Source organism: Streptomyces javensis (assembly GCF_039525925.1).
Taxonomy (GTDB): domain Bacteria; phylum Actinomycetota; class Actinomycetes; order Streptomycetales; family Streptomycetaceae; genus Streptomyces; species Streptomyces asiaticus.
Window position 1 is genome coordinate 1 of sequence record NZ_BAAAIF010000001.1, and the last position, 26,940, is coordinate 26,940.

Annotated in this window: 13 protein-coding genes; 6 read left to right on the forward strand and 7 right to left on the reverse strand. The window is 70.9% G+C overall.

Annotation, left to right across the window (positions count from 1 at the left end):
- From ABD329_RS00005 to ABD329_RS00020, 4 genes are all read left to right on the forward strand, one after another.
- Nucleotides 1–8,431, forward strand: an 8,431-nt coding sequence (locus ABD329_RS00005) for an amino acid adenylation domain-containing protein (RefSeq protein ID WP_425574266.1), incomplete at its 5' end; no start/stop codon positions are given.
- Entirely contained in the window at nt 8,431–15,669 is a 7,239-nt protein-coding gene (locus ABD329_RS00010) for an amino acid adenylation domain-containing protein (protein WP_198275394.1), read from the forward strand. The genes ABD329_RS00005 and ABD329_RS00010, both read left to right, overlap by 1 nt.
- Nucleotides 15,670–15,723: 54 nt before the next feature.
- Complete coding sequence (locus ABD329_RS00015; RefSeq protein ID WP_198275393.1) at nt 15,724–15,948, forward strand: MbtH family protein; 225 nt, start codon at nt 15,724–15,726, stop codon at nt 15,946–15,948.
- 132 nt (nt 15,949–16,080) lie between these two features.
- On the forward strand, nt 16,081–16,893 hold the full coding sequence (locus ABD329_RS00020) for an alpha/beta fold hydrolase (RefSeq protein ID WP_198275392.1): 813 nt from the start codon (nt 16,081–16,083) through the stop codon (nt 16,891–16,893).
- Nucleotides 16,894–16,997: 104 nt separating this feature from the next.
- Here ABD329_RS00020 and ABD329_RS00025 read toward each other — a convergent pair whose 3' ends face one another.
- The gene (locus ABD329_RS00025; protein WP_198275391.1) at nt 16,998–19,265 is read right to left on the reverse strand and encodes an MMPL family transporter; all 2,268 of its coding nucleotides are present in this window, start codon (nt 19,263–19,265) and stop codon (nt 16,998–17,000) included.
- Nucleotides 19,266–19,570: 305 nt separating this feature from the next.
- Between ABD329_RS00025 and ABD329_RS00030 the strand changes: the two genes are divergently transcribed.
- Complete coding sequence (locus ABD329_RS00030; protein WP_198275390.1) at nt 19,571–20,599, forward strand: ornithine cyclodeaminase family protein; 1,029 nt, start codon at nt 19,571–19,573, stop codon at nt 20,597–20,599.
- A gap of 139 nt (nt 20,600–20,738) precedes the next feature.
- Here the strand turns inward: ABD329_RS00030 and ABD329_RS00035 are convergent, their stop codons facing one another.
- From ABD329_RS00035 to ABD329_RS00050, 4 genes are all read right to left on the reverse strand, one after another.
- Complete coding sequence (locus ABD329_RS00035) at nt 20,739–21,383, reverse strand: response regulator (protein ID WP_164422414.1); 645 nt, start codon at nt 21,381–21,383, stop codon at nt 20,739–20,741.
- Nucleotides 21,374–22,456: a sensor histidine kinase gene (locus tag ABD329_RS00040; protein ID WP_246618186.1), complete on the reverse strand. Its 1,083-nt coding sequence runs from the start codon at nt 22,454–22,456 to the stop codon at nt 21,374–21,376. The genes ABD329_RS00035 and ABD329_RS00040 overlap by 10 nt, the downstream gene beginning before the upstream one ends.
- Nucleotides 22,457–22,683: 227 nt before the next feature.
- Complete coding sequence (locus tag ABD329_RS00045) at nt 22,684–23,340, reverse strand: DedA family protein (protein WP_198275388.1); 657 nt, start codon at nt 23,338–23,340, stop codon at nt 22,684–22,686.
- 239 nt (nt 23,341–23,579) lie between these two features.
- Nucleotides 23,580–23,858, reverse strand: a complete 279-nt coding sequence (locus ABD329_RS00050; RefSeq protein ID WP_198275387.1) for a hypothetical protein — start codon at nt 23,856–23,858, stop codon at nt 23,580–23,582.
- 61 nt (nt 23,859–23,919) lie between these two features.
- Between ABD329_RS00050 and ABD329_RS00055 the strand changes: the two genes are divergently transcribed.
- Complete coding sequence (locus ABD329_RS00055) at nt 23,920–24,315, forward strand: hypothetical protein (RefSeq protein ID WP_198275386.1); 396 nt, start codon at nt 23,920–23,922, stop codon at nt 24,313–24,315.
- On the opposite strand, the gene ABD329_RS00060 is transcribed toward ABD329_RS00055, so the two are convergent.
- Together ABD329_RS00060 and ABD329_RS00065 are read right to left on the reverse strand one after the other, a co-directional pair.
- Entirely contained in the window at nt 24,248–25,582 is a 1,335-nt protein-coding gene (locus ABD329_RS00060) for an MFS transporter (protein ID WP_198275385.1), read from the reverse strand. The two genes, ABD329_RS00055 and ABD329_RS00060, sit on opposite strands and share 68 nt — an antisense overlap.
- Nucleotides 25,583–25,654: 72 nt before the next feature.
- Nucleotides 25,655–26,851, reverse strand: a complete 1,197-nt coding sequence (locus ABD329_RS00065; protein WP_198275384.1) for a dipeptidase — start codon at nt 26,849–26,851, stop codon at nt 25,655–25,657.
- Between the last annotated feature and the right edge of the window lie 89 nt (nt 26,852–26,940).

Genomic DNA, 26,940 nt, shown 5'->3' on the forward strand with positions numbered 1-26,940 from the left:
TGTGCTGCGTGGCCATCCCGAGGTGGCTCAGGCGGCTGTGGTCGTGCGGGAGGACCGGCCCGGGGATCAGCGCCTGGTGGCCTATGTGGTGACGGATTCCAGCGTTTCCGATGTGGTTCTGCGGGAGCATGCGGCCGGGTTGTTGCCGGACTACATGGTGCCGTCGGCGTTCGTCGCTCTCTCCGAGTTGCCGTTGACGCCGAATGGGAAGTTGGACCGGCGTGCGCTGCCCGCGCCCGACTACGGGCCCGAGACGGCTGTGGGCCGTGCCCCGCGTTCGCTGCGTGAGGAGATCCTGTGTGGTCTGTTCGCCGAGGTGCTGGGCGTGGAGTCGGTCACCATCGATGACGATTTCTTCCGTCTGGGCGGTCATTCGCTGCTGGCCACGCGGCTGGTCAGCCGGGTCCGTAGTGTCCTGGCGGCGGAGCTGCCCATCCGGCAGCTCTTCGAGACCCCGACCGTCGCGGGCATCTCCACCGCCTTGACGACCGATGCCGTTCGCCGTGGTGTGACCGTGGCCGATGCGCGTCCGGACCGCATTCCGCTCTCTTATGCCCAGCAACGGCTCTGGTTCCTCAACCAGTTCGAGGGCCCCAGCGCCACCTACAACGTTCCGATCGCGCTCAGGTTGACCGGTCCTCTGGACCGGGAGGCGCTGCGTCTGGCCCTGGGCGATGTGGTGGCCCGCCACGAGAGCCTGCGCACCGTCTTCACCGAGGACGCCGACGGGGCCTACCAGGTCATTCGTGCGCCGGGCGAGGCCGAGCCGGAGTGGACGACGGTGGAGACGGACCGGGCGAGCGTCGGACGGGAGCTGCGAGAGGCCGCGCGCCGTGGCTTCGACCTGTCGGCGGGATCGGGAGAACTGCCGCTGAGGGCGACGCTGTTCGCCCTCGAGGGCGGCGACGAACACATTCTCCTGCTGGTCCTGCACCACATCGTGAGCGACGCGTGGTCACGCGCTCCGCTGGCACGAGACCTGACGGCGGCGTACGGCGCCCGTGCCACCACCGGCCGTGCCCCCGCCTGGGAGCCGTTGCCGGTGCAGTACGCGGACTACAGCCTCTGGCAGCGCGATGTCCTCGGTGACGAGTCCGACCCCGACAGTGAGATCTCGCGTCAGCTCGGCTACTGGACCTCCGCGCTGGTGGGTCTTCCGGATCAGCTGGAGTTGCCGTACGACCGACCGCGGCCGTCCGTCGCCTCCTACCGTGGCGACCGCGTTCCGTTCGAGATCCCCGCCCCCCTCTATGACAAGGTGGTCGCGCTCGCACGGGCCACGCAGTCGAGTCCGTTCATGGTGGTCCAAGCGGGGCTCGCGGCGCTGTTGACCCGGCTCGGCGCGGGTACGGACATCCCCATCGGCACGCCGATCGCCGGCCGCACCGACTCCTCGCTCGACGATCTGGTCGGCGTCTTCATCAACACGCTGGTGCTGCGCGCCGACACGTCTGGACGTCCCACGGCCCGCGCGCTGATCGAGCGCGTCCGTACGCGGAACCTGGCCGCCTACGCCCATCAGGACCTGCCCTTCGAGCGGCTGGTCGAGGTGGTCAACCCGGAGCGCTCACTCGCCCGTCACCCGCTCTTCCAGGTGCTCCTGGCCTTCAACAACACCGACACGGCGGCCACCGACCAAGCCGTGGCCGACATCCCCGACCTCACCGTCTCACCGGTGGTGGCCGACACCGGCGTGGGCAAGTTCGACCTGTCCTTCACTTTCACCGAGCAGCCGCACCGAGCCGACGGGCTGCGAGGAGTGCTGGAGTACAGCACCGACCTGTTCGACCGGGGCACGGTCGAAACGCTGGGCAGGCGGTACCTGCGTGTGTTGCAGGGCATGGTCGATGCCCCGGACGCCCCGCTCGACCGTATCGACCTGCTGGACGAGGCCGAGGCGCGTTCGGTGGTGTGGGACTGGAATGACACGGCGTGTGAGGTGCCGGGTCGTTCGGTGGTGGAGTTGTTCGAGGAGCGGGTGGTCCGGGCGCCGGATGCGGTGGCGGTGGCTGCCGGCGGGGTGTCCCTGTCCTACGGTGAGCTGGACGCTCGGGCCGATCGTCTCGCGCGGCTGCTGGCCGATCGTGGGGTGCGGCCCGAGGCGTTCGTCGCGGTGGCGCTGCCCAGGTCGGTGGATCTGCTGGTGGCGCTGCTTGCGGTGTGGAAGGCGGGGGCGGCGTATCTTCCGCTGGACACGGAGTACCCGGCCGACCGGCTCGCCTACATGCTCCAGGACGCCACACCCCAACTCATCCTGACCACAGGAGAGTTGGCGCCCGTGCTGCCGGACGTGGCCATCCCGCACGTGCTGCTGGACGCGCCCGAGACCGCCGAGGAGCTTTCCCGGACGGCGGGGGAGCGGCGGATCGCTCCGCTTGCGCCGTCGCATGCGGCGTATGTGATCTATACGTCGGGTTCGACGGGTCGGCCGAAGGGTGTGGTGGTGCCACAGGGGGCGCTGGCGAATTTCGTGGTGGCGATGGCCGAGCGGTTCCAACTCACCGACGCGGACCGGTTGCTGGCCGTCACCACCGTCGGGTTCGACATCGCGGGCCTGGAGTTGTTCGTACCGATGCTCAGCGGTGCGGCGGTGGTGGTGGCGGAGCGGGATGTGGTGCGGGATCCGGTGACGCTGTGCGCGCTCGTCACCAATGAGCGGATCTCGGTGATGCAGGCGACCCCCAGCCTGTGGCGGGCGGTGCTGGCCGAGGACGCTTCGGTGCTGGCGGGTGTGCGGGTCCTCGTCGGTGGCGAGGCTCTGCCCGCCGATCTGGCGGTGGCATTGGCGGAGCGGGCCGAGTCGGTGACGAACATGTACGGCCCCACCGAGACCACGATCTGGTCGACGGCCTGGCCGGTCACCCCGGACACCGCGCGTGCGCCCCGTATCGGGCGGCCGATCGCCAATACCCAGGTGTACGTCCTGGACGATGGGTTGCGACCGGTCCCGGCCGGGGTGCCGGGTGAGCTGTATATCGCGGGCGAGGGTGTGGTCCGTGGCTATCACCGACGCTCGGGACTGACAGCTGAACGCTTCGTGGCCGATCCGTTCGACCGCACCGGTGGCGGTCGGATGTATCGCACGGGTGACCTGGTGCGGTGGACCGCCGTGGGGGAGCTGGAATATCTCTCCCGGGTCGATGACCAGGTCAAGCTGCGGGGCTTCCGGATCGAGCTGGGCGAGATCGAGACGGTGCTGGCCGGGCATGAGCACGTGGCGCAGGCCGCCGTTCTCGTCCGTGAGGACCGTCCCGGCGACAAGCGGCTCGTCGCCTATGTCATCCCATCCGCGGCGGGCGGAGCGGATCCCCTGGCCCTGCGTGAGCACGTGGCCGCGCGACTGCCCGGCTACATGGTGCCGTCCGCGTTCGTGACCCTGGACGCCTTCCCGCTCACCGCGAACGGCAAGCTGAACCGGCGTGCCCTGCCGGCGCCCGACTACGGCCCCGACACCGCCACTGGCCGGGCGCCGCGCTCGCCGCGCGAGGAGATCCTGTGCGGTCTGTTCGCCGAGGTCCTGGGCGTGGAGTCGGTCACCATCGATGACGACTTCTTCCATCTCGGCGGCCACTCGCTGCTGGCGACCAAGCTGGTCAGCCGGATCCGTACCGTGCTGGAGACCGAACTGGCCGTACGCCGCGTCTTCGAGGCACCCACCGTGGCCGAGCTCGCATCGGCGCTCGACGAGTCCGCCGCGGTGCGAGGCCGGGTGGTGAGCGCGAAGCGGCCCGCCCGGGTGCCGCTGTCCCACGCGCAGCAACGCCTGTGGTTCCTCCAGCACCTGGAGGGACCGAGCGACGCCTACAACATGGTCATCTCCCTCGACCTGATGGGCCCGCTCGACGAGGACGCGCTGCGCCGGGCACTGGCCGATGTGGTCGCCCGCCACGAGAGTCTGCGCACGGTCTTCGCGGACGACGCGGGTGGCGGCGCCTATCAGGTGGTCCTCGCGCCGGAACAGGCGCGGGTACCGCTGACCGTGGAGGAAGTGGCCGACGAGGCGTCCGTCGACCGGTTGTTGCGGGGCGCCGCCGGGTACGCCTTCGACCTCTCCACCGAGATGCCGATCCGTGCCTCGCTGTTCCGGCTGCCCGCCGTCGCCGGAGGCCCCGACGGTGCGGAGACCGACCGTTCGGCCCTGCTCCTGCTGACGCATCACATCGCGAGCGACGCCTGGTCGCGCGGTGTCCTGGTCCGTGACCTGACGGCGGCCTACGCGGCGCGCGCGACGACCGGCCGTGCCCCCGCCTGGGAGCCGTTGCCGGTGCAGTACGCGGACTACAGCCTCTGGCAGCGTGACCTGCTCGGCGACGAGTCCGACTCGAGCAGCGAGATCGCGCGCCAGCTCGACTACTGGACCCGGGCGCTGGAAGGGCTCCCGGAGGAGCTGGCCCTGCCCTTCGACCGGCCGCGGCCGGCCGCCGCCTCCTACCGGGGCGACCGGGTCGGCTTCGAGCTGCCGCCGGGCCTGTACGAGCGGCTGTTGGGGGTCGCCGGTGCGCATCGCGCGAGTCTGTACATGGTCCTCCAGGCGGCGCTGGCGACCCTGCTGACCCGGCTCGGGGCGGGCAGCGACATCCCCATCGGCACGCCGGTCGCGGGCCGTACCGACGACGCGCTCGACGACCTCGTCGGGTTCTTCGTCAACACACTGGTGCTGCGCACCGACACCTCCGGCAACCCCACCTTCACCGAACTGGTCGAACGGGTCCGGGCGCGGGACCTGGAGGCGTACGCGCACCAGGACCTGCCCTTCGAGCGGCTGGTCGAGGTGGTCAACCCGGAGCGCTCGCTGGCCCGGCACCCGCTCTTCCAGACCGTCCTCAACCTGAACAACGCCGCTCGGCCCCTCACCGCGCGGACGGGGCTCACCGTCACCGGGCGGCCGCTCGGGGCGCCCTCGGCGAAGTTCGACCTCTCGTTCGAGATCGCCGAGGCGGCCGGGACCACCGGGGCCGGGCTGGGCTGCGCGCTGGACTTCAGCACCGACCTGTTCGACCGGGCGACCGCGCAGAGCATCGCCGACCGCTTCGTCCGGGTGCTGGATCAGGTGGCCGCCGACCCGGCCGTCCGGATACAGGACCTCCAGATCCTCGACCCGGCCGAGCGGCGCGAGCTGACCTCGCCGCCACGGCACACCGCCGCCTCCGACGACACCTCCGAGGACACCTCCGGCGACACGATCGTGTCCAGGTTCGAGCGGCAGGCGGCGGCCACTCCGGACGCGATCGCGGTGACATACGAGACCACCTCCCTCACCTACTCCGAGGTGAACGCGCGGGCGAACCGGCTGGCCCATCTGCTCCGCGAGCGGGGAGCGGGCCCGCGGCGGTATGTGGGCTTGAGCATGCCCCGCACCGAGGAACTGGTCGTCGCGGTGCTCGGCGTGCTCAAGTCGGGCGCGGCATACGTGCCCATCGACCCCGCCTACCCGGCCGACCGCATCGCGTACGTGATCGACGACGCGCGGCCGATCCTCACGGTGACGCCCGATGTGCTCGCCGAGTCGGAGCGGTGTCCCGCGGCCGACCCGGAGGTGGCGCTCTCCCCCCTGGACTCGGCGTACGTCATCTACACCTCGGGATCCACGGGGCGGCCCAAGGGCGTCGAGGTGCCGCACGGCAACGCGATACGCCTGATGGACTCGACCGGTCACTGGTTCGGCTTCGGCCCCGACGACGTATGGACGCTGTTCCACTCCTCCGCCTTCGACTTCTCCGTCTGGGAACTGTGGGGACCGCTGCTGCACGGCGGACGCCTGGTCGTCGTCTCCTACGAGACCAGCCGGACCCCCGACCGGTTCCTGAAGCTGCTGGCGGACGAGCGGGTCACCGTACTGAACCAGACGCCGTCGGCCTTCTACCAGCTCATGGCGGCCGACCGGGACGACCCCGAGGCTTCCGCACGGCTTCGCCTGCGCCATGTCGTCTTCGGCGGCGAGGCGCTGGAGCTGGGCCGGCTGGCCGACTGGTACTCCCGGCACCCCGACGACGCCCCGTCCCTGGTGAACATGTACGGCATCACGGAGACCACCGTGCACGTCACGCATGTCGCGCTCGATAAGGCCGTCGTCGCCGCCTCGTCCGGCTCGGTGATCGGTGAACCGATCCCCGACCTCGCCGTCTACGTGCTGGACGAGCGGCTCCGGCCGGTACCCAGCGGAGTGGTCGGGGAGCTGTACGTCGTCGGAGCCGGTCTGGCCCGCGGCTATCTGGGCCGGCCCGGGCTCACCGCGCAGCGTTTCGTGGCGAACCCCTTCGGCGAGGGCCGCATGTACCGCACCGGGGACACCGGACGCCGACTGGCGGACGGGCGCCTGGAGTACCACGGCCGCGTCGACGACCAGGTCAAGCTGCGCGGCTTCCGTATTGAGCTCGGCGAGATCGAGGCCGCGCTCGAGACGCACGACTCGGTGGCCCGGGCGGCGGTGATCCTGCGCGAGGACCGGCCCGGCGACAAACGCCTCGTGGCCTATGCCGTACCGGCCGCCGGTGCCGGGTCCGCCCCCGGGCCCGACGCGCTGCGCGCCCACCTGGCCACCGCCCTGCCCGAGCACATGGTGCCGTCGGCCGTGGTCGTGCTGGACACGCTCCCGCTCACCCTGAACGGGAAGCTCGACCGGCGCGCCCTGCCCGCGCCCGTGTACGGCGGGAAGCCGGAGACGGACCGGCGGGGGCCGCGCACCGAGCGGGAGAAGACGCTGTGCGCGCTGTTCGCCGATGTGCTGGGGCTGGACGGGGTCGGGATCGACGACGGCTTCTTCGACCTCGGTGGCGACAGCATCATGTCCATCCAGCTCGTCAGCCGCGCTCGGCGGGCCGGACTCGAACTCGCGGTGCGCGACGTCTTCGAGCACCGCACGGTCGCCGCGCTCGCCGACATCGCCACGGAAACCGTCCGCGTGGCCACGGAGGAGCCGGGGGCGGACGTCGGTGACGTACCGCTGACGCCGATCGTGCGCTGGTTCCTCGAACGGGGCGGCCCGGCCGACCAGTTCAACCAGTCGCGCCTCATCCAGGTGCCCGGGGCCCTCCGCCAAGAGCATCTGCGGTCCGCCGTGCGGTCGGTGCTCGACCACCACGGCGCCCTGCGGGCCCGGCTCACCGCCGCCCCCGAACGGCGGCTGGAGATACGCCGGCCGGGCGCGGTCGACGCCGCGTCCCTGGTCCGCCACGTGGCCGCCGCCGGGCTCGACGAGCCGGCCCAGCGGGATCTCGTACGGCGGGAGACCGAAGCCGCACGGGAGCGTCTCGACCTGGACGCGGGACGGCTCGTCCAGGTGGTCTGGTTCGACCGCGGCGCGGACACACCGGGTCTGCTGCTCCTCCTCATCCACCACCTGGTGGTCGACGGGGTGTCCTGGCGGATCCTCGTACCCGACCTGGCCGAGGCGTACCGGGCCGTCAGCGCCGGGCGGGAGCCGGAGCTCCAGCCCGTGGGCACTTCGCTGCGCCGCTGGGCGCAGCGGCTGACCGAGGCGGCGGCACGGCCCGCGCGGGCGGCGGAGGCCGCCTGGTGGCAGGAGGTGCTGCGGCCGGGGGACCCGCTCCTGGGCCGACGGCCACTGAACCCGGACGGGGACACCTACGGGAGCGCGGCGCATCTGACGGTCACGCTGCCGGTCGCGGTCACCGAGAAGCTGCTCACCCGGGTGCCGTCGGTGTTCACCGCGGAGGTCAACGACGTGCTGCTGACGGCGTTCGCCCTGGCGTGGGCCCGCTGGCGCGGCGGCCGGGCCGCGGGTGGCCGGCCGGCCGGGGTGCTCCTCGACCTGGAGGGCCATGGGCGCGAGGAGGACCTGGTGGGTGCCGTGGACCTGTCCCGCACCGTGGGCTGGTTCACCAGCCTCTATCCCGTACGGATCGACCCGGGCGCCGCGGACCTCACCGACGCGTTCGCGGGGGGCCCGGCCGCGGGGGAGGCCGTCAAGCGGATCAAGGAGCAGCTGCGGGCCGTGCCCGACAAGGGCATCGGCTACGGCCTGGTCCGGCATCTCAACGCGGGCACCGCACCGGGGTTCACCGGTCTGCCCGAGCCGCAGGTGGCGTTCAACTACCTGGGACGCTTCACGGTCGCGGACGCCGGGGAGGCGGGCAGCGCCACGGTCCCGGACTGGACCGTGCTCACCAGTGCCGCCGGCATCGGCGGCGCCGACCCCCGGGTGCCGCTCGCCCACCCCCTGGAGCTCAACGCCCGCACCGACGACGGACCGCGCGGACCCGAACTGGCCGCGACCTGGACCTGGGCGGAGGGCATCCTCGACCGGGCCGAGGTCGGCACCCTCGCGGACCTGTGGTTCCAGGCCCTCACGGCCCTCACCGAGCACGCGGAACGCCCCGACGCGGGCGGGCTCACCGTCTCGGACGTTTCCCTGAGCCTGCTGAGCCAGGACGAGATCGAGTTGCTGGAAGACGACTGGAGGACCATGTGATGGCGACGCAGCCCGGATTACAGGACATCCTGCCGCTGGCCCCGCTTCAGGAAGGCCTGCTCTTCCACAGCGTCTACGACGAGGCGGCGCCGGACGTCTATGTCGTGCAGGACACCATGGATCTGGAGGGCGACCTCGACCCGGAGGCGCTGCGCGCCGCGTGCCGCACCCTGCTGCGGCGCCACGCCAATCTGCGCGCGGGTTTCCGCTACGCGGGCCTGCGGCGCCCCGTCCAGTTCATTCCGCACGAGGTGCCCCTTCCCTGGGAGGAGTTCGACCTCGCCGCGCTGTCCGAGGACGAGCGCGCCGCGGCGGCCGACCGGGTGCTGGAGGCGGACCGGCGGCGCCGTTTCGACCTCGGCAAGCCGCCGCTGATGCGGTTCACCCTGCTGCGGCTCGGCGCGGGCCGGCACCGCTTCGTCCTGACCAACCACCACATCCTGCTGGACGGGTGGTCGCGCCCGATGCTGCTGCGCGAACTGCTCGCGCTGTACGCGTCCCGGGGCGACGACGGCGGGCTGCCACGGGTCCGGCCCTTCCGGGACTATCTGCGCTGGCTCGCCGACCAGGACCGGGACGCCGCGGTGGCCGCGTGGCGCGAGGCGGTGGCCGGACTCGACGGCCCCACACTGGTCGCGCCCCGGGCCGGCGACCGGCCCGCGGTCGTGCCGGGACGGCTGGACGCCGAGCTCGAACCCGCCGTCCACGAAGCGCTCGCGGCTCTCGCCCGGGAGCGCGCGCTGACCCTCAACTCGCTGGTGCAGGGCGCTTGGGCGGTCGTACTCGGCGGGCTGACCGGCCGGGACGACGTGGTCTTCGGTGCCACCGTCTCCGGGCGGCCGCCCGAACTGGCCGGGGTCGAGACGATGGTGGGCCTGTTCATCAACACGCTGCCCGTCCGGGTGCGGCTGCGCCCCGACGAGCCGCTGGTGGACATGGTGCGCCGGGTTCAGGACGAGCAGACCCGGCTCCAGGCCCACCAGCAGATCGACCTCGCCGAGGTGCGGCGGCTCGCCGGAGCCGGTGAACTCTTCGACACCACGATGGTGTTCGAGAACTACCCCGTGGACCTCACGGCAGGGAACGACGAGTCCGGCGGGGCGAGCGGCCTGACCGTCGTCGGCGCCCGCAACCGCGACGCCGCCCACTATCCGCTGGCGCTCGTCGCGGTCGGCCGCGGCGGCACGCTGCGGCTGCGCCTGGACCACCAGCCCGACCTCGTCCCCGAGGCGTCGGCCCGCGCCGTCCTGGACCGGGTGGTGCGCGTCCTCACCGCGGTCGCCACCGACCCGCTGCGGCCCGTCGGCCGGCTCGAACTGCTCTCCCGGGACGAGCGCCGGGCCGTGGCCGCGTTCGGCCGTGGCACGGACACCGACGTCCCGGACCTCAGCCTGCCGGAGGCGTTCCGTGCCCAGGCCGCCCGCACCCCGCACGCCACCGCCGTCCGCACCGGCGCCGACGCACTCGACTACGCCGCGCTCGACGCCCGCTCCGAAGCGCTGGCGCGCCGCCTGACCGGGCTCGGAGTGGCTTCGGAGACCCCGGTGGCGCTGCTCATGGAGCGCTCGGCGAACGTCGTCGTGTCCGCGCTGGGCGTCCTCAAGGCGGGCGGCGCGTATGTGCCGCTGCGCGAGCGCGACCCGGCCGACCGGCTGCGTCTGCTCACCGGCCTCGCCGGTGTCTCCCTGGTGCTGACCGACCGGGCGAACGCCGGGCGCGCGGCGGACCTGGGACTCCCCTCGGTCGTCGTGGACGACGGCGCCGTGGAGCCCCATCCCGCGCCGGGGGAGCCCCATCCCGCGCCGGGGGAGCCGCTGCCGCGCCTCCACGCCGACCAGATCGCCTACATCTGCCACACCTCCGGCTCCACCGGAACCCCCAAGGGCGTCGCCGCCACCCACCGCCATGTGCTCGAACTCGCCCATGACCGCTCGTTCACCGGCGGCGCCCACACCCGGGTCCTGGTCCACTCGCCGCACGCCTTCGACGCCTCCACCTACGAGATGTGGGTGCCGCTGCTGTCCGGCGGCACCGCCGTCGTCGCCCCGCCCGGCGACCTCGACGCCGACCTGCTCGGCGAGCTGCTCGTCGAGCACGAGATCACCGGGCTGTTCCTGACCACCGGTCTCTTCCAACTCGTCGCCGACGAGGCACCCGAACACTTCGCGGGCCTCCACGAGGTGTGGACCGGGGGAGAGGCGGTCCCCGCCGCGTCCGTCCGCCGGGTGATGGGCGCCTGCCCCGACACGACCGTCGTCGACGTGTACGGGCCCACCGAGACGACCACGTTCGCGGTGCGGCACCGGCTTCCCCGGGGGCAGGAGGTCCCCGCCTCCGTCCCCATCGGCGGCCCCCTGGACAACACCCGGCTGATGGTCCTGGACACGGGGCTGCGCCCGGTGCCGCCCGGCACGGCGGGCGAGCTGCACATCGCCGGAGCGGGCCTGGCGCGCGGCTACTGGCGGCGGCCCGGGATCACCGCGGAACGCTTCGTCGCCGACCCGTACGGCCCGACCGGCACCCGCATGTACCGCACCGGCGACCTGGTGCGCTGGAACCACGAGGGCGCCCTCGAATACCTCGGGCGCGCGGACGAACAGGTGAAGCTGCGCGGCTTCCGCATCGAGCTCGGTGAGATCGAGGCGCGGCTGGGCAGCCACCCCGACGTCGCCCAGACCGTCGTCACCGTGCGGGAGCCACGCCCCGGCGACAAACGCCTCGTGGCCCACCTCGTCGCCGAGCGCGGCACCGCCCCCTCCCCGGAGGACCTGCGGGCGCACCTCGCCGCCGAACTCCCCGACTACATGGTGCCCGCCGCGTTCGTCGTCCTCGACGCGCTGCCGCTGACCGCCAACGGCAAAGTGGACCGCAAGGCCCTGCCCGCGCCCGACACCGGTCCGGCCGCCGCCACCGGAGCGCGCCGTGCCCCGCGCGGTCCCCGGGAGGAGATCCTGTGCGGCCTCTTCGCGGAGGTCCTCGGCCTGCCGTCGGTCGGCATCGACGACGACTTCTTCGACGCCGGAGGACACTCGCTGCTCGCCACCCGGCTCGTCGGGCGCGTCCGTTCGGTCTTCGGTGCCGAGCTGGCGGTGCGGCAGCTGTTCGACACGCCGACCGTGGCCGGGCTCGCCCGCGCCCTCGACACGGCCGGATCCGCCCGGCCGGCGCTGGTGCCCGCCGAGCCGCGCCCCGACCGCGTCCCGGCCTCCTTCGCCCAGCGCCGGCTGTGGTTCCTGCACCGCTTCGAGGGCCCCTCCCCGACGTACAACATCCCCTTCGCGCTGAGGCTCACCGGCGATCTGGACCGTACGGCGCTGCGGGATGCCCTCATGGACGTCGCGGAGCGCCATGAGTCGCTGCGCACGGTCTTCGCCGAGGACGCCGAGGGTCCGTACCAGGTCGTGCTGCGCGGCCCGGAGGCCAGGCCCGCGCTGACCGTCGTCCCCGACGTGGCGCCGGACCGCCTGGAGCGGGAGATCACCGCCGCCGTGGGGTACGCCTTCGAGCTGACCGAAGAACTCCCGCTGCGGGTCTGGCTGTTCGAGACCGGTGAGCGTGAACACGTACTGCTGCTCATGGTCCACCACATCGCGGGCGACGGCTGGTCGGTGCCGCTGCTCGCCCGCGACATCGTCTCCGCCTACGCCGCGCGGCGCGACGGCATCGCCCCCGGCTGGCGGCCGCTGCCCGTGAGCTACGCCGACTACAGCCTGTGGCAGCACGAGGTGCTCGGCTCCGAGGACGACGAGGACAGCCTGATCTCGCGTCAGCTCGCCTACTGGAAGCAGACCCTGGCCGGACTGCCGGACGAACTCGCGCTGCCCGCCGACCGGCCGCGCCCCGCCGCCTCCGCCCATCGCGGCGAACGCATCCCGTACCAGGTGCCAGGACCGCTGTACGAGCGGATCCGCTCCCTGGCGGGCGCCACCAAGGCCAGCCCCTTCATGGTGGTCCAGGCCGCGGTCGCCGCGCTGCTCACGCGGCTCGGGGCGGGCACCGACATCCCGCTGGGCACCCCGGTGGCCGGCCGCACCGACGACGCCCTGGACGATCTCGTCGGCTTCTTCGTCAACACGCTGGTGCTGCGCACCGACACCTCGGGCAACCCCACCTTCCGTGAGCTGATCGCCCGCGTCCGGGACACGGACCTGGCGGCATACGCCCACCAGGACCTGCCGTTCGAGCGGCTCGTGGAGGCGCTCAACCCCAAGCGCTCACAGTCCCGGCACCCGGTGTTCCAGACCATGCTCACCTTCAACAACACCGGGCAGCGGCAGGCGGCGGACGCGGCGGCCCCCGAGGACGGTGTGGGGGCGCCGGGCCTCGCCGTCGAGCAACTCGACTCGGACACCGGTACCGCCAAATTCGATCTGCTGCTGTCCTTCGCCGAGCGGCACGCCCCCGACGGCGGTGTGGACGGGCTGAACGCGGGCCTCGAATTCAGCACCGATCTCTTCGAACGCGACACGGCGGAGCGGATCGTCGAGCGGCTCCTGCGGCTGCTGACGGCCATGACCGCCAACCCGCAGGCGAGGCTCGGCGAGGTGCCGCTCCTCGACGAGGACGAACGGGCCACGGTGCTGAGCGGCGGGCACGGCGCGGTCCGCGCCGCGCCGGACGCCTCGCTGCCCGACCGGTTCGAGGCGGCCGTCTCCCGCGCCCCGCACGGCGTGGCGGTGGAAACCGCGGCCGGCGCGGTCGGTTACACGGAGCTGAACACGCGCGCCAACCGCCTCGCACGGCTGCTCATCGACCGCGGGGTGGGCCCCGAGGACCTCGTCGCGGTCGCCATGCCCCGGTCGGCCGACCTGGTCACCGCCCTCACCGCGGTTCTCAAGGCCGGCGCCGGCTATCTGCCCGTCGACCCCGAGTACCCGGCCGGCCGGATCGCGTTCATGCTCGAGGACGCCCGCCCCGCCCTCGTGCTGACCACCCGCGAATTGGCCGCGGCACTTCCGGAGGCGCTCACCGGCCGTACGCTCGTGATCGACGACCGGCACGCCGCCGAAGCGCTCGCCGCGTACCCCGCGACCGATGTCACCGACGATGAGCGCGCCAGGCCGCTCGACCCCGCGCACCCGGCGTACGTCATCTACACCTCGGGCTCGACCGGGCGCCCCAAGGGCGTGGTGATGTCCGCGGGCGCCCTCGCCAACCTCCTTTACTGGCACCAGGCGCAGCTGCCGGGCGGGCCGGGCACCCGGGTGGCCCAGTTCACCGCGGTCAGCTTCGACGTCTCCGTTCAGGAGATCCTCTCCGCCCTGCTGCACGGCAAGACCCTCGTGGTCTGCCCCGAGGACGTCCGCCGCGACCCGGCCCGCCTGGCGCGGTGGCTGCACGACACCGGAGTCCAGGAGCTGTACGCGCCCAACCTGGTCATCGACGCGGTATGCGAGGCCGCCACCGCCCAGGGGCTTCAACTGCCGCGCCTCACCGACCTGGTACAGGCCGGTGAGGCGCTCACCCCGCACGGCGCCATCCGCGCGTTCTGCGCCGACCGCCCGGGCGTGCGGCTGCACAACCACTACGGGCCCGCCGAGACCCATGTGGTGACGGCCTGCCCGCTTCCGGCGGACACCGACGCGTGGACGCCAGGCCCCGCCCCCATCGGGCGGCCCGTCGACAACACCGCCGTGCGGCTGCTCGACCCCTGGCTGAACCCGGTGCCGCCAGGCGTCCCCGGAGAGCTGTACATCACCGGCGCCGCCCTGGCCCGCGGCTACGTCGCCCGCCCCGACCGCACCGCGGAGCGGTTCGTCGCCGATCCCTACGGCCCGCCGGGCGCCCGGATGTACCGCACCGGCGACCTCGCCCGCCTCACCCGCGCCGGACAGCTCACCTACCTGGGGCGCACCGACACCCAGGTCAAGGTCCGCGGGTTCCGCATCGAACCGGGTGAGATCGAGGCGGTCCTCACCGCCGCACCGGAGGTGGCGCGGGCGGCCGTGGTCGTGCGGGAGGACCGGCCGGGGGACCGGCGGCTGGTCGGTTACGTGGTCGCGGCGCACGGCGGGGAGCCCGAGGCGGGCCGGTTGCGCGAACACGCCGCCCGGCACCTGCCCGACCATATGGTGCCCGCCGCGTTCGTCACCCTGGACGCGCTGCCCCTGACGCCCAACGGCAAGCTCGACCGGGCCGCTCTGCCGGCGCCCGAGTACCGGACCGGTACCGCCCCCGGCGTGCCGAGGACGCCCGAGGAGCGCGCGCTGTGCGCGCTGTTCGCCGAGGTCCTGGGCGTGGAGAAGGTCGGAACCGAGGACGAGTTCTTCGACCTCGGCGGGCATTCCTTCCTCGCCGCCCGGCTGGTCGGCCGGATCCGCGACGAGATGGGCGGCGACCTGCCGGTACGCGCGGTCTTCGACGCGCCCTCACCGGCCGCGCTCGCCCGCCTGCTGACGGGCGAGGCGGTCGTGGAGGGGGCCGCCGACCGCGGCTCGACGGGGACGCTGCTGCCCCTGCGCGCCCGCGGTACGGCCGCACCGCTGTTCTTCCTGCACCCGGGAGGCGGCTTCAGCTGGTGCTACTCGGGACTGGTCCGCCACCTCGGCGCCGATGTGCCGGTCTACGGGGTCCAGGCCCGCGGCCTCGACGGCGCCGGACCGCTCCCGGCGTCCATGGACGAGATGGTCGAGGACTATTGCGCCCGGATCCGCTCCGTGCAGCCGCACGGTCCCTACCGGCTCGCCGGCTGGTCCTTCGGCGGGCTGACCGCGCAGGCGCTGGCCGTCCGGCTGCGGGCGGAGGGCGAGGAGGTGGGGATGCTCGCGGTGCTCGACTCCTACCCGCCGGGGGAGCACAGTGACCACTCCGAGCCGGTGGAGCACGAAGTGGTCGCGAACAATCTGCGGGCCATGGGGTTCACCTTCGACATGGACGAGCTCATAGCAGACCAGGAGCGGGTTCTGCTGCGCTTCCGGGAGTTCCTGCAAGGGGGAAATCACCCCATGGCTCACCTCGACCACCTCGAGGCCCAGGACGTGCTGGCCCTCAAGGACGTCTACGTGAACAATGTCCGGATCATGCGGTCTTATGTGCCCCAGTTCTTCGACGGGGACATGCTTTTCGTGTCCGCGGACCGGAAACCCGCGGACCGGGAAACCCTGCTGAATGTCAACTTGTGGCAACCCCTGATAGGCGGGTCGATCGAGATCTGCCCCGTAGACTCGAATCACGGAGATCTGATGACCGATGCCCGTAATGCGGCCCGTATCGGACGTTTTCTCGCCGACCGGCTGTGAGCCGTGAAGGTACGTCAAGCGCAAGAGAAGAATTCTTCGAGAAGGAGCGATCTCATGAGCACCAACCCCTTCGAGGACCCCGAGGGCACCTATCTCGTGCTCGTCAACGATGAGGGGCAGCATTCTTTGTGGCCGGCGTTCGTCGAGGTTCCTCAGGGCTGGCGCACGGTCCTGGCCGACGCCACGCGGGACGCGGCGCTTGAATACGTGAACACCAACTGGACCGATATGCGCCCCAAGAGCCTGATCGCGGCCATGGAAGGCGCCGGCGCGGCCTGAGCCGCGGCGCCGCCGCACCCGCTGACCGCCGTGTGGCCCGCCCCGCCGGGACGCCTCCGACGCGTCGCATCCGACGGGCGGGCCACACCCATGCCCGCGTATCCGGAAGACCAAGGAGAAGGGAGGAGCGAGATGCCGGTCATGCGTGTCAACGGAATACAGCTCCACTACGAGGAAGCCGGCGAGGGCGAGCCGGTCGTGATGATCCAGGGGACCGGCGCCGGCCGCACCGTGTGGCAACTGCACCAGGTGCCGGCCCTCACCGCCGTCGGATTCCGCGTGATCACCTTCGACAACCGGGGCATACCGCCGACCTCGGGGTGGACCGCGGGGTTCACCCTCCAGGACATGGTCGGCGATGTGGCGGGGCTCATCGAGCACCTCGGGATCGGTCCCTGCCGGGTCGTCGGCACGTCCCTGGGCGCCTTCGTCACCCAGGAGCTCGCGCTGTCCCGGCCCGATCTCGTGCGCCAGGCCGTCCTCATCGCCACCCGGGGCCGCACCGACGCGCTGCGGGCCGCCATCACGCGTGGCGAGATCGAACTGTATGACGCGGAGGTGGAACTCCCGGTCCGGTACGCCGCCGTGGTACGAGCCCTGAAGTCGCTGTCGCCGCGCACCCTCGACAACGGGGCGGCCATGGCCGACTGGCTCGACCTGTTCGAGCTCTCGCCCGCGGGCGGTCCCGGGCATCGGGCCCAGATGGAGTTGAGCACGCTGGACCATCGGCTCGAGGCGTACCGGGGCATTCAAGTCCCCTGTCAGGTCATCGCCTTCGCGGACGACCTGATCACCCCTCCGCACCTGGCGCGCGAGGTCGCCGACGCCATCCCGGGAGCCGAGTACGAACTCATCGAGGGCTGCGGGCACTACGGCTATCTGGAAGACCCCACGACGGTGAACAAGGCGATGGTGGAGTTCCTCACCGGGACGGCCGCCAACTGACGGCCATGGGATGCCGAGCGGCGCGGGAAGGAGAAGAGGGGGGAGGCTCCCGACCGGGGGTATCGGGACGGCCCTCCCCCCTCGTCAGAGGGGCAGTTCGGCCACTACCGCCGAGGGTGGCCGGGCGACGCGCTGGGCGCCCCGTCCCTGCCCGTCTCCGGCCCGGGGGACTGCGGGCACGAGGCCGTCGGCGCATCGGCACCCCCTCCGGTCGGAGCCGATACGGAGGAGAGCCGCCGACCGGTCCTGGACGTGCCGCCGGGCCACCAGTTCCACGGGCCGAGTGCCGTCATCAGCGCCGGCAGCACGAAGATCCGGATGACCACGGCGTCCAGCGTGATCGCCGCCGCGAGTCCCACGCCCAGCTGTTTGAACTCGACCGCGTTGAGCGTGCCGAAGATCGAGAACACGGCGACCATGACGATCGCGGCACTGGTCACGACGCCCGCCGAGCGAACGATGCCCTCCCGTACCGAGTCCTTCACGGACGAGCCGGCCAGGGCCATCTCCCGGATCCGGCTGACCACGAACACGTGATAGTCCATGGACAGCCCGAAGAGCACCACGAACAGGAACAGCGGAAGCCAGGACACCACCGTGCCCGAGCTGTCGAAGTCGAGCAGCCCCTCCGCCCATGTGTGCTGGAAGACCGCCACCAGGACACCGAACGAGGCCGCCGCGGAGAGCAGGTTCAACAGCACCGCGGACAGCGCCACGGCCAGAGAGCGAAAGATCACCGCCATGGTGCCGAAGGTCAGCAGCAGCACGAAGCCCACCACCCAGGGCATGCGCTCCTCCAGATGGACCGTGAAGTCGGCGCCCTGGGCCACCGCGCCGCCGACCGCGCTCTCGGCGTCCGGGACCTCCTCCAGCGCCTGGGGCACCCATCCGCGCAGCACCTTCATCGACTCGGTGGCCTTGGGGTTCTTCGGCGGGTACGGCGTGCCCACATCGACGGTGTGCACCCGGTGGTCCCCGGACTCGCGGATCACCGGCGTCTGGTCGTGGGCGAACAGGCTGTTCCCCTCGGCGCGGGCGATCAGTCCCCGCAGGGCCGCCTCGACCTGGCCGGCCTCGTCGGCGGGAGCCCGTACCGCCACCGTGTGCACGGTTCCCTCGCTCGGGAAGGCATCGGTGAGCCGGTCCGTCGCCCGCACGATCGGGATGTCCCGTGACAGGTCGTCCTGGCCGGGCTGCTTGAGCCTCATGTCCAGGGCGGGCAGGGCGAGCAGCAGCAGCGCGCCGATGGAAACCACCAGCGTGAGAACCGGTTTGAGCAGCGCCGGGCGCAGCAGCGCCGGCCACATCCGCGACTCGCCGGAGCGCATCGTGAGCCGCCACAGGAAAGGCACCCGGGGACGGTCCACCCAGCGGCCCAGCTTGGCGAGGAGGGCGGGCAGCACGGTCACCGAGCCGAGGACCGCGACCGCCACGACGATGATGGAACCGGTGGCCAGGGAGGCGAAGGTGGCCTCCTGGGCCAGGTACAGCCCGGCCATCGCGACGATCACGGTGGTGCCGGACACCACGACCGTGTGCCCCGACGTCTCCGCCGCGATCTCGATGGCGTCGAGGTGGGACTTGCCCTTACGGCGCTCCTCCCGCTCGCGCTTGAGGTAGAAGAGGGAGTAGTCGACGCCGACGGCCATGCCCATGAGCAGGATGACATTGCTCACCGCGCTGGTCTCCGGCAGCACATGCGAGGCCAGGGACGACAGGCCCATCGCGGTGACCACACAGGACAGCGCGAGCAGCACGGGCACTCCGGCGGCGATGATCGCGCCGAAGACCACCAGCAGGATCAGCAGGGTCAGCGGAACGCTGATCAGCTCAGCCCTCCTGAAGTCCTCGCCGATGGTGTCCGACATGCCCTTCACCGTGGAACCGTCGCCCACCTGCTCGATCTTGAGCCCGTCGTGGGCGCGATCGGCCTCGGCACTCACGTCCAGCAGCGGACGGACCCGGTTCATGGCGTCGTCCTCGTCACCGGTCATGGTCACCGGTACCAGCAGGGCCTTGCCGTTCGGTGCGGGAACCGGCTCACCGACGCTCCGCACCTCGGGCAGTTCCTTCATCCGGTCGGTGATGTCCTGGGCCGCCCGCCGCGCTGCCCGCCGGTCCAGCTTCCCGCCCGTATCGGCGGTGATGAGCACGTTCTCCTCGGGCCGCTCGGTGAAATCCCCCGAAGAAACGATCTTGCCTGCCCGGCCCGACTCCCGGACCCCGGACTCCTCGGAATCGAGCTTGTCCGAACCGGTGGCGCCGCCGAGGAAGAGACACAGGGCGACGAACACGACCCACAGCCCGATCGCCGACCACGGGTGTGTGGCGCTCCATCGGGCAACCCGTAACGTCGCCGGTTTCTTTCGCACCGTCTCTATCCTCCCAATGTCGCTGAACCCTCGGGGCAGCTGACGGGTTTATGACGCTGAAAGGTTAGTTCCGTGGCCCGGACGTCGATACGGGGTAAACCGCCTCGGTAGTCATTGTTTCCCGCAACTGTCACCCTGTGGGGAACCGCAGGGTGACAGTTGCGGGAAACCGTACTCGCCCAGGCGAAAACTTGACCGGAGGAAACCGCGGCCATTAGTTTGATATCCCGGTTCGTCCTTTCCGGTGGATCAGAAAATCCATTGGCAAGTAAATGCCGCACCATTATGCGAATCAAGGGGAAACAATGGAAACCACGGTCCTCACTCGGCAGCATGTTGCCAAGATCGTCCAGGAGAAGGGTTTAGACCTTTTCATGGACCGGATGATCGACCGGCTCGATGAGGCGTTCCGTGAGGAGAGCCGGCGGGGCGTCACCCCGGCGCGGGACGGATTCCTGCGCGGTCCGGAGAACACGGCCATCCTCGAATGGATGCCCCACCACCAGCCCGGCGACTCGACCACCATCAAGACCGTGGCGTACACCCCCACGAACCCGTCCACCCATCAGCTGCCCACCATCGTGGGCACGATGGCCCGCTACGACGACGTGACCGGCAGTCTGCTGGCCATCGGCGACGGCATCCTGCCCACCGCCGTCCGCACCGGCGCCGCCTCCGCCATCGCGAGCCGCCTGCTGGCCCGCCCCGACAGCCGGGTCCTCGGCCTGGTGGGCGCCGGCGCCCAGGCGGTGACCCAGACCCACGCCCTGAGCCGGGTCTTCCCGCTGGACCGCGTCCTCGTCCACGACATCGAGCCCGCGCACGCCGAGTCCTTCGCCGAGCGCGTGGAATTCCTCGGAATCGACGTGGAGGTGGCACCGGTCACGGAGATCGAGGCGGCGTCGGACATCATCTGCACCGTCACCTCGGTCGGGGTCGGGGACGGCCCGGTCCTCCAGGGCCGGCGGCTGCGCCCGCACGTCCACATCAACGCCATAGGCGCCGATCTGATCGGCAAGTACGAGGTGCCGCGGTCCGTGCTGAAGTCCGCCTTCGTCATCCCGGACCACCGGGGGCAGGCGCTGCGCGAGGGCGAGTGCCAGCAGCTCGACGCCGGAGACCTGGGCCCCGAGCTGCCCGAGCTGTGCGCCGACCCGGCGCTCGCCGAGGCGCGGCGGGAGGGGCTGACCGTCTTCGACTCCACCGGATTCGCCCTGGAGGACCACGTCGCCTTCGACGTGCTCCTCGAACTCGCGGAGGAAGCCGGCATCGGCGACCGGGTGCAGGTGGAACACCTGCCGGAGGACGCGCTCAACCCGTACTCCTTCCAGTGACGGAACCGGGCTGTGCCCGCCCGGACATGGCCGGGCCCCGGACAGCCCGGCGGTGTGCCAGGCGCCGAGAGGTGTCCGACGGCGTGCGGGACGACGCCGTCGGACACCTCGGTACGCGTGCCGTCATCGACCGCGCGGCTCAGGACTCCAGATACCGCAGGACCGCCAGGATCCGCCGGCTGTAGCCGGCGGTGTGCGACAGCTCGAGCTTGTCGAAGATCGTGTTGAGGTTCTTCTCCACCGAGCTCAGCGAGATGTGCAGCTTCTGCGCGATGGCCGTGTTGGTGTGACCCTGCGCCAGGGTCTCCAGCACACTTCGCTCGCGCGGGGTGAGCTGGGCGAGCGGGTCACCGTGCGTGGTACGGATGACCAACTGGCGCACCACCTCCGGGTCGATGGCCGCGCCGCCCGCGTGAATTCGCTCCAGCGCGTCCAGGAACTCCTCGACCTGGGCGACGCGGTCCTTCAGCAGGTACCCGACCCGCTCCGCGTTGGCGGCCAGCAGCTGGGCCGCGTAGTTGCGCTCCACATGCTGTGACAGCACGAGCAGGCTTATCCGGGGCCAGCGCTTGCGGATCTCCAACGCGGCCCGCAACCCGTCGTCGGTGTGTGTCGGCGGCATCCGGATGTCGACGACGACCATGTCGGGCGTCTGCTCCTCGACCTCCTTCATGAGCGACACCGCGTCACCCACCGCCGCGACGACCTCATGGCCCTCCTCGACGAGCAGGCGTACCAGCCCCTCCCGTAGCAAGGTCGAGTCCTCGGCGAGGATCACGCGCATGGAAGCTCCGCGGTAATGGTCGTGGGTCCCCCGAGGGGGCTGTCGATGTGCAGCAGACCGTCGAGCGCGCCCACCCGGCTGCGCAGCCCGGTGAGGCCGCTGCCCGATGGGTCCGCCCCGCCGGTGCCATTGTCCTCCACCCGCACCAGGAGCACCGCTCCGTACGACGCGAGCCGGATGGAGATCGCCGTGGCACCGGAGTGCTTGGCGGCGTTGGTCACGCACTCCGACACCACGAAGTACGCGGCGGTCTCCACCGTCTGCGGCAGCGCACCGTCGACCTCGAAGTCCATGCGGATGGGAATGGAGCACCGCTCGGAGACCCCGCTGAGTGCTTCCTTCAGCCCCAGGCTGTCCAGGGCGGACGGATAGATCCGCCAGGTGGCCTCACGGAGTTCGGTGATGACCTCCTGGGACTCCTGGTGCGCCTGGTGCAGCAAGGCGTCCACCTGCTCGGGGTTGCGGCCACGGCTGCGGCGCGCCCGGCCGAGCAGCATGGCGAGTGCCACCAGGCGCTGCTGGATGCCGTCGTGGAGATCGCGCTCGATGCGGCGGCGCTCGGCGTCGACGGCTTGGACCACCGCGGCCCGGCTGGTGGCCAGTTCGTCGATGCGCTGCCGCAGGAACTCCTGCTCGGACGGTCCGAAGCACTCGCGGGCCAGCTTGGCGTCCAGCGCCGCCAGGGAGTAGATGCCCTGCACGTCGAGGAAGAGCAGCACTCCGCCGAGCAGCGCCTGGGTGAGGAGTTCCTGGAGGTCGAGGCGGCCTTGGACCAGCCGCAGGGCCAGTACGGCGGCGAGGATGACGCCGAACCCCAGCAGCCCCACGACGATGGTGTACAGCAGCCCCGTGTAGCTGCGGATCGCCAGATAGCGCAGGACCTTCTGGTCGGACGACTTGTAGTGCTCGGGGAAACGATCTCCGCAGAAGACGAAGCGGCGCACCCGGTCCAGCCCCGCGACCCGGCGGGCCCCGGAGGCGAGCGCGGTCAGGGCGCGGGGCCGGGTGCGCGGCCACAGCAGGAAGGCCGCCAAGGCGGTGCCGACGACCAGCAGATAGAGGAATCCGAGCATGGCCGTACAGCAGCCGAGCAGTGCTCCCGGAATCTTGCGTGGCCACGAGGGTTCCGCCGCCCCCCTGTCGTCGTGCTGACCGGGTGAGCCGAGTAGCAGGTGATGAGTGGCGGTATTCGTCGGATCCCCCTGCACGGGGGCAGAGCCTAGCCCGGCCGCACAGCCCGGGCAAGATCGCCCAAGCTGTGGCGTGAACAGAGCGGAGGGGCCGGGCCGCGCGTCATGGCTCATGAAGCGTGGTGCCGCCGGTCGCGCCCGCGGAAGCGCATGACCACATAGACCACTATGGCCACCAGAACCGCGGCCAGGACCACCTTGGAGAGCACACCGACGTAGGTCTCCACCTCGTCCCACTGATCGCCCAGCCAGTAACCGGCCATCACCAGCACCGTGTTCCAGACCAGGCTGCCCAGCGTGGTCAGCAGGGCGAAGACCGGCAGCGGCATGCGCTCGACCCCGGCCGGAATGGAGATGAGGCTACGGAAGATGGGCACCATGCGGCCGATGAACACCGCCTTGGTGCCGTGCCGCTCGAACCATTGCTCCGTACGGTCCAGATCGGACGTCTTCACCAGCGGCAGCTTCGCCCAGATGGCGTGCATGCGCTTACGGCCGACGAGCATGCCGATCCAGTACAGCACCAGCGCGCCCACCACCGAGCCGAGGGTGGTCCAGAACAGCGCGGAGGCCAGGCTGATCACACCCTGACCCGCCGCGAACCCGGTCAGGGGCAGGATCACCTCGCTGGGCAGCGGTGGGAAGAGGTTCTCCAGCGCGATGGCCAGACCGGCTCCCGGCCCGCCCATCGCGTCCACGAGGTCCGCGGCCCAGCCGGCGATGCCGTCCGAGGGCTCCTGGGGCAGAGCCAGGGTCATCAAGTGCATGCGTGGTCTCCAACATGGCGGTCCGGCGCCGTGGCGCCTCCCGCCCCGACGCCTGCCAATCTAGAAACCGCGGACCGGCGAGGACATGAGGATTGCCGCCCGACCCGGTGGTGTTCTCCGCAGCGCTGACCCTGCGGGAAACCGCAGATCAGCCAGGTTCCGGGCGGTCCAGGCACACCATGCGCGCGCGGCCCCGGGGGGACCGGCGCAGGGAATCGCCTAGACATAACGCGGAACGATCACCCCATGGCGGGGGTGCCGGGAGGCTGGGCTTCCCCGCCGTCTCCGGGCGGGCGCGCCATGCGCGCGCCATGCGTTCCGGGGACGCCGGAGGATGAGGAACCACTGAGGAAGCGTGAGCAAATGGGAATGACCAGGTCGAAGAGGAACGTCGTCGGCTGGATCGTCGGCATGTGCGTGATGGCGGCGGGGCCGGCCCTCGCGGGGTGTTCGTCGGACTCGACGAAGGCAGAGGACACGAAGGACACGAACAGCTCGACCCCGACGGCCAGGGCCACCCCATCCCCGAAGGGGCGGTCCGGTGATCAGTCCACGGTGCGGGGGGCGGTGGCCACGTGGGTGACCGCGGTCGTCGAGGACCGTCCCCAAGAGGCCTGCCTGGTCATGGCGACACCGGCCGCCAACGGGTCTCCCGCGAAGCCCGGCACCGAGGCGATGTGCGGAGGCGATGGGCCGGAGGCGCGACGGATGGAGAAGCAAATCCACCGCATGCACACCGCGTTCACGCCTGATCAGCCGAAGAATCCCCCGACGGTGAAGGTTGCCGAGGTCCCGGTCACCGGCAAGAAGGCGACAGTCGACGGTGAGCAGGTCACCGTGGACGGTCAGACATTGAAGGCCATCGTCCTGTCGCACTCCACCGGAGTGGAGGAGGGCCAGATCGGTATCAAGATCGAGGCCGGAGTCGTGGCAGGTCGCTGGTACGTGACGGACCTGGGTTTCTCCGTCGGCTGACTGTGTGCGGCCGGCGTGTGGTCGTCGTGCGGTTGCGGCTTTCGGGGAGTGCGGTGGTGGTGATGACGAGCGCGATGGCTGCGAGGATCGTGATGTAGATGCCGGGTGCCAGTTGTCCGAAGTGCTGGGTGAGGAGGGCGCCGAGGAGTGGGGCCGTGCCGCCGAATACGGCGTAGGCGGTGTTGTAGGCGAGTGCCGTGCTGGTGGTGCGGATGTGAGGTGGGACGAGTTCCACGGCCATGATGGTCGCCGGCATGCCGATGAGGGCGGCGGGGATGACGAGCAGGGCCTCCGCGGCCAGTGTGGTGAGGAGCGTTCCGCCGCCGGCGAGGACGTAGGCGGGAACGGAGCCCGTGACCGCGATGACCACTCCGGTGATCAGTAGTGGTTTGCGTCCGATGCGGTCGGTGAGAGCGCCGGTGAGGATGCACAGGCCCGTACACAGCAGGAGGGCGGTGCCGCCTGCGACGAGTACGGTGGTCTCGGTGAGGCCGCCGGTGGTCGTGAGGTAGGTGGGCAGGTAGCCCAGGAGGTTGTGGACGACGACGGCGAGGAGGGTGAAGATGGTGAACAGAATGAGGAAGAGGCGCCAGTCGCGGAAAGATTCCCTGACGGGGCTGGCCGATGTTTCGCCGTGCGCCTCCAGGTTCCGGAAAGTGCTGGTCTCCTCGAGGCTGAGACGCATGTAGAGGCCGACCAGGGCCATGAGGCCTCCGAAGAGGAAGGCGATCCGCCAGGTCCATTCCGTATAGGCGTGTGGTGACGCGGAGTGGAGGGCGAGGAGCGCGAAGGCGGCGAATGCGGAGCCGATGAAGGTGGCGCTGCCTACGGCGCTGATCCACAGTCCGCGTTTGTTCGGAGGGGCTTGTTCCATGACGTAGGACGCCGCGCTGGTGTATTCGGCTCCCATTGATATTCCTTGGGCGAGCCGGCAGCTCAGCAGCAGCAGCGGGGCGGCGATCCCGGCTGTGGTGTAACCGGGCAGCAGCGCGATCGCGGCGGTCGAGATCGCCATGATCAGGACCACAGTGGACAGCGCGGTGCGCCGGCCGAGACGGTCGCCGATGCTGCCGAAGACGGCGGCGCCGACGGGGCGTACCACGAAGGCGATGCCGTAGACGGCCAGGGTCGACAGGATCGCCAGGGTCGGGTTGCCCTCGGGGAAGAAGTGTTTGGCGATGATTGTCGCTGAGGAGCCGTAGATGACGAAGTCGTAGGACTCGACGGCGTGCCCGATCATGGCGGCGCCGAGAATTTTCTTTTGCACCACAGCTCCCTGGGAGAAGGATGGGATGTTGTGAAGATGCTTCTGGCGTGCGCTGTTGCGTGGGTCAGCGATTCACCAGATTTTCTCGAGCACCCGTAGCGCGTTGCCGCCGATGACCGCGGAGATGTCCTGGTCCGAGTACCCGTGCTTGACGAGCCAGCGGGTGATGTTGCGGAAGCATTCGCCGGGGTTTTCCAACCCGGCTACGGATTCGATGGTCTCGAATTCAGGACCGGAACGGATGGTGTCGGCGACTCCCCATTTCTGGCTCATCACGTGATGCAGGTCCAGGTGGTCTCCGAAGAAGGTGTCCGGACCGAACCCGACGTGTTCGATGCCGACCAGGTCGACGCAGTAGCGGAAGTGGTCCATGACGGACTCGATGGTGTGACGGCGGTGCCGCGGGCTGACGGTGGTGTAGGGGGCCGCTTCGATGCCGATCATGCCGCCTGCTTCGGCGCAGGCGCGGATGACCTCGTCGGGTTTCATCCGGGCGGTGTTCCATAGTCCCCGGGCACCGGCGTGTGTGATCAGTGGGGGTTTGTCGCTGGCCTCGATCACCTCGAGCGCGGTCCGGTCCCCGGCGTGCGAGAGGTCGATGGCGATGCCGAGCTGGTTCATCCGGCGGACCGCGCGCCGTCCGAGTGCGGTCAGGCCGCCGTCGGCCTCCTCTCGCAGTCCGCTGCCGAGGGAGTTCGCGTCGCTGTAGGCGATGCCGATCTGCCGGACGCCCAGTCCGTGGAGTACGTCGAGCCGGTCGATCTCGTTCTCGATCAGTGCCGCTCCCTCGAGGCCCGCGACCACGGCGAGTCGGCCATCGGCGTGCGCGCGCCGGATGTCGGCGACCGACTCGGCGCGGATGACGTAGTCCTGGTGGGCGAAGTCGCACCAGCGCATTCCCAGGTCGGTGATGACGTCATCCCACTTCCACCCGTTCCGGGACTCGCAGGCGCCCCAGCCGAGGTTGTCGAACACGGCGTCCAGTCCGGACCGGCTCAGTCCTTCGTAGCCGTAGGCGAGGCGGGCCTCGCGGTTCCACTGGAGCAGCTCCGTCTTGGCCTGCTGGGGGAGGCGCACCGGGTGGTCGTGGAGCGAAATCGCGATGCTGTCGGTCAACAGGCGCTCAGCCCGGGCCAGTTCGTCGGCGGTCAGTCCGAGGTCGTGCTCGGGCAGCCGGTCCACATCGGCCGAGGGTGTGAACTCGGTGTAGTCCTTTCCGGCTTCCAGGTATGAGAAGGACCGGTAACCGGTATAGCGCTTGGTCGCCATCGCGACTTCGCCTCCATGTGGGTGTGGGCGTACTGCTTGCGAAACAGCGTGCTGTCGGCGGGACTCGGGTGAGGGGCCCGTGCCGAAGT

Bases quoted from the DNA above. Each gene is read 5' to 3' on its own strand.
- ABD329_RS00030 (WP_198275390.1), top strand. From the start codon at position 19,571: ATGGAAACCACGGTCCTCACTCGGCAGCATGTTGCCAAGATCGTCCAG.
- ABD329_RS00015 (WP_198275393.1), top strand. From the start codon at position 15,724: ATGAGCACCAACCCCTTCGAGGACCCCGAGGGCACCTATCTCGTGCTC.
- ABD329_RS00040 (WP_246618186.1), bottom strand. From the start codon at position 22,456: ATGCTCGGATTCCTCTATCTGCTGGTCGTCGGCACCGCCTTGGCGGCC.
- ABD329_RS00045 (WP_198275388.1), bottom strand. From the start codon at position 23,340: ATGCACTTGATGACCCTGGCTCTGCCCCAGGAGCCCTCGGACGGCATC.
- ABD329_RS00020 (WP_198275392.1), top strand. From the start codon at position 16,081: ATGCCGGTCATGCGTGTCAACGGAATACAGCTCCACTACGAGGAAGCC.
- ABD329_RS00065 (WP_198275384.1), bottom strand. From the start codon at position 26,851: ATGGCGACCAAGCGCTATACCGGTTACCGGTCCTTCTCATACCTGGAA.
- ABD329_RS00010 (WP_198275394.1), top strand. From the start codon at position 8,431: ATGGCGACGCAGCCCGGATTACAGGACATCCTGCCGCTGGCCCCGCTT.
- ABD329_RS00035 (WP_164422414.1), bottom strand. From the start codon at position 21,383: ATGCGCGTGATCCTCGCCGAGGACTCGACCTTGCTACGGGAGGGGCTG.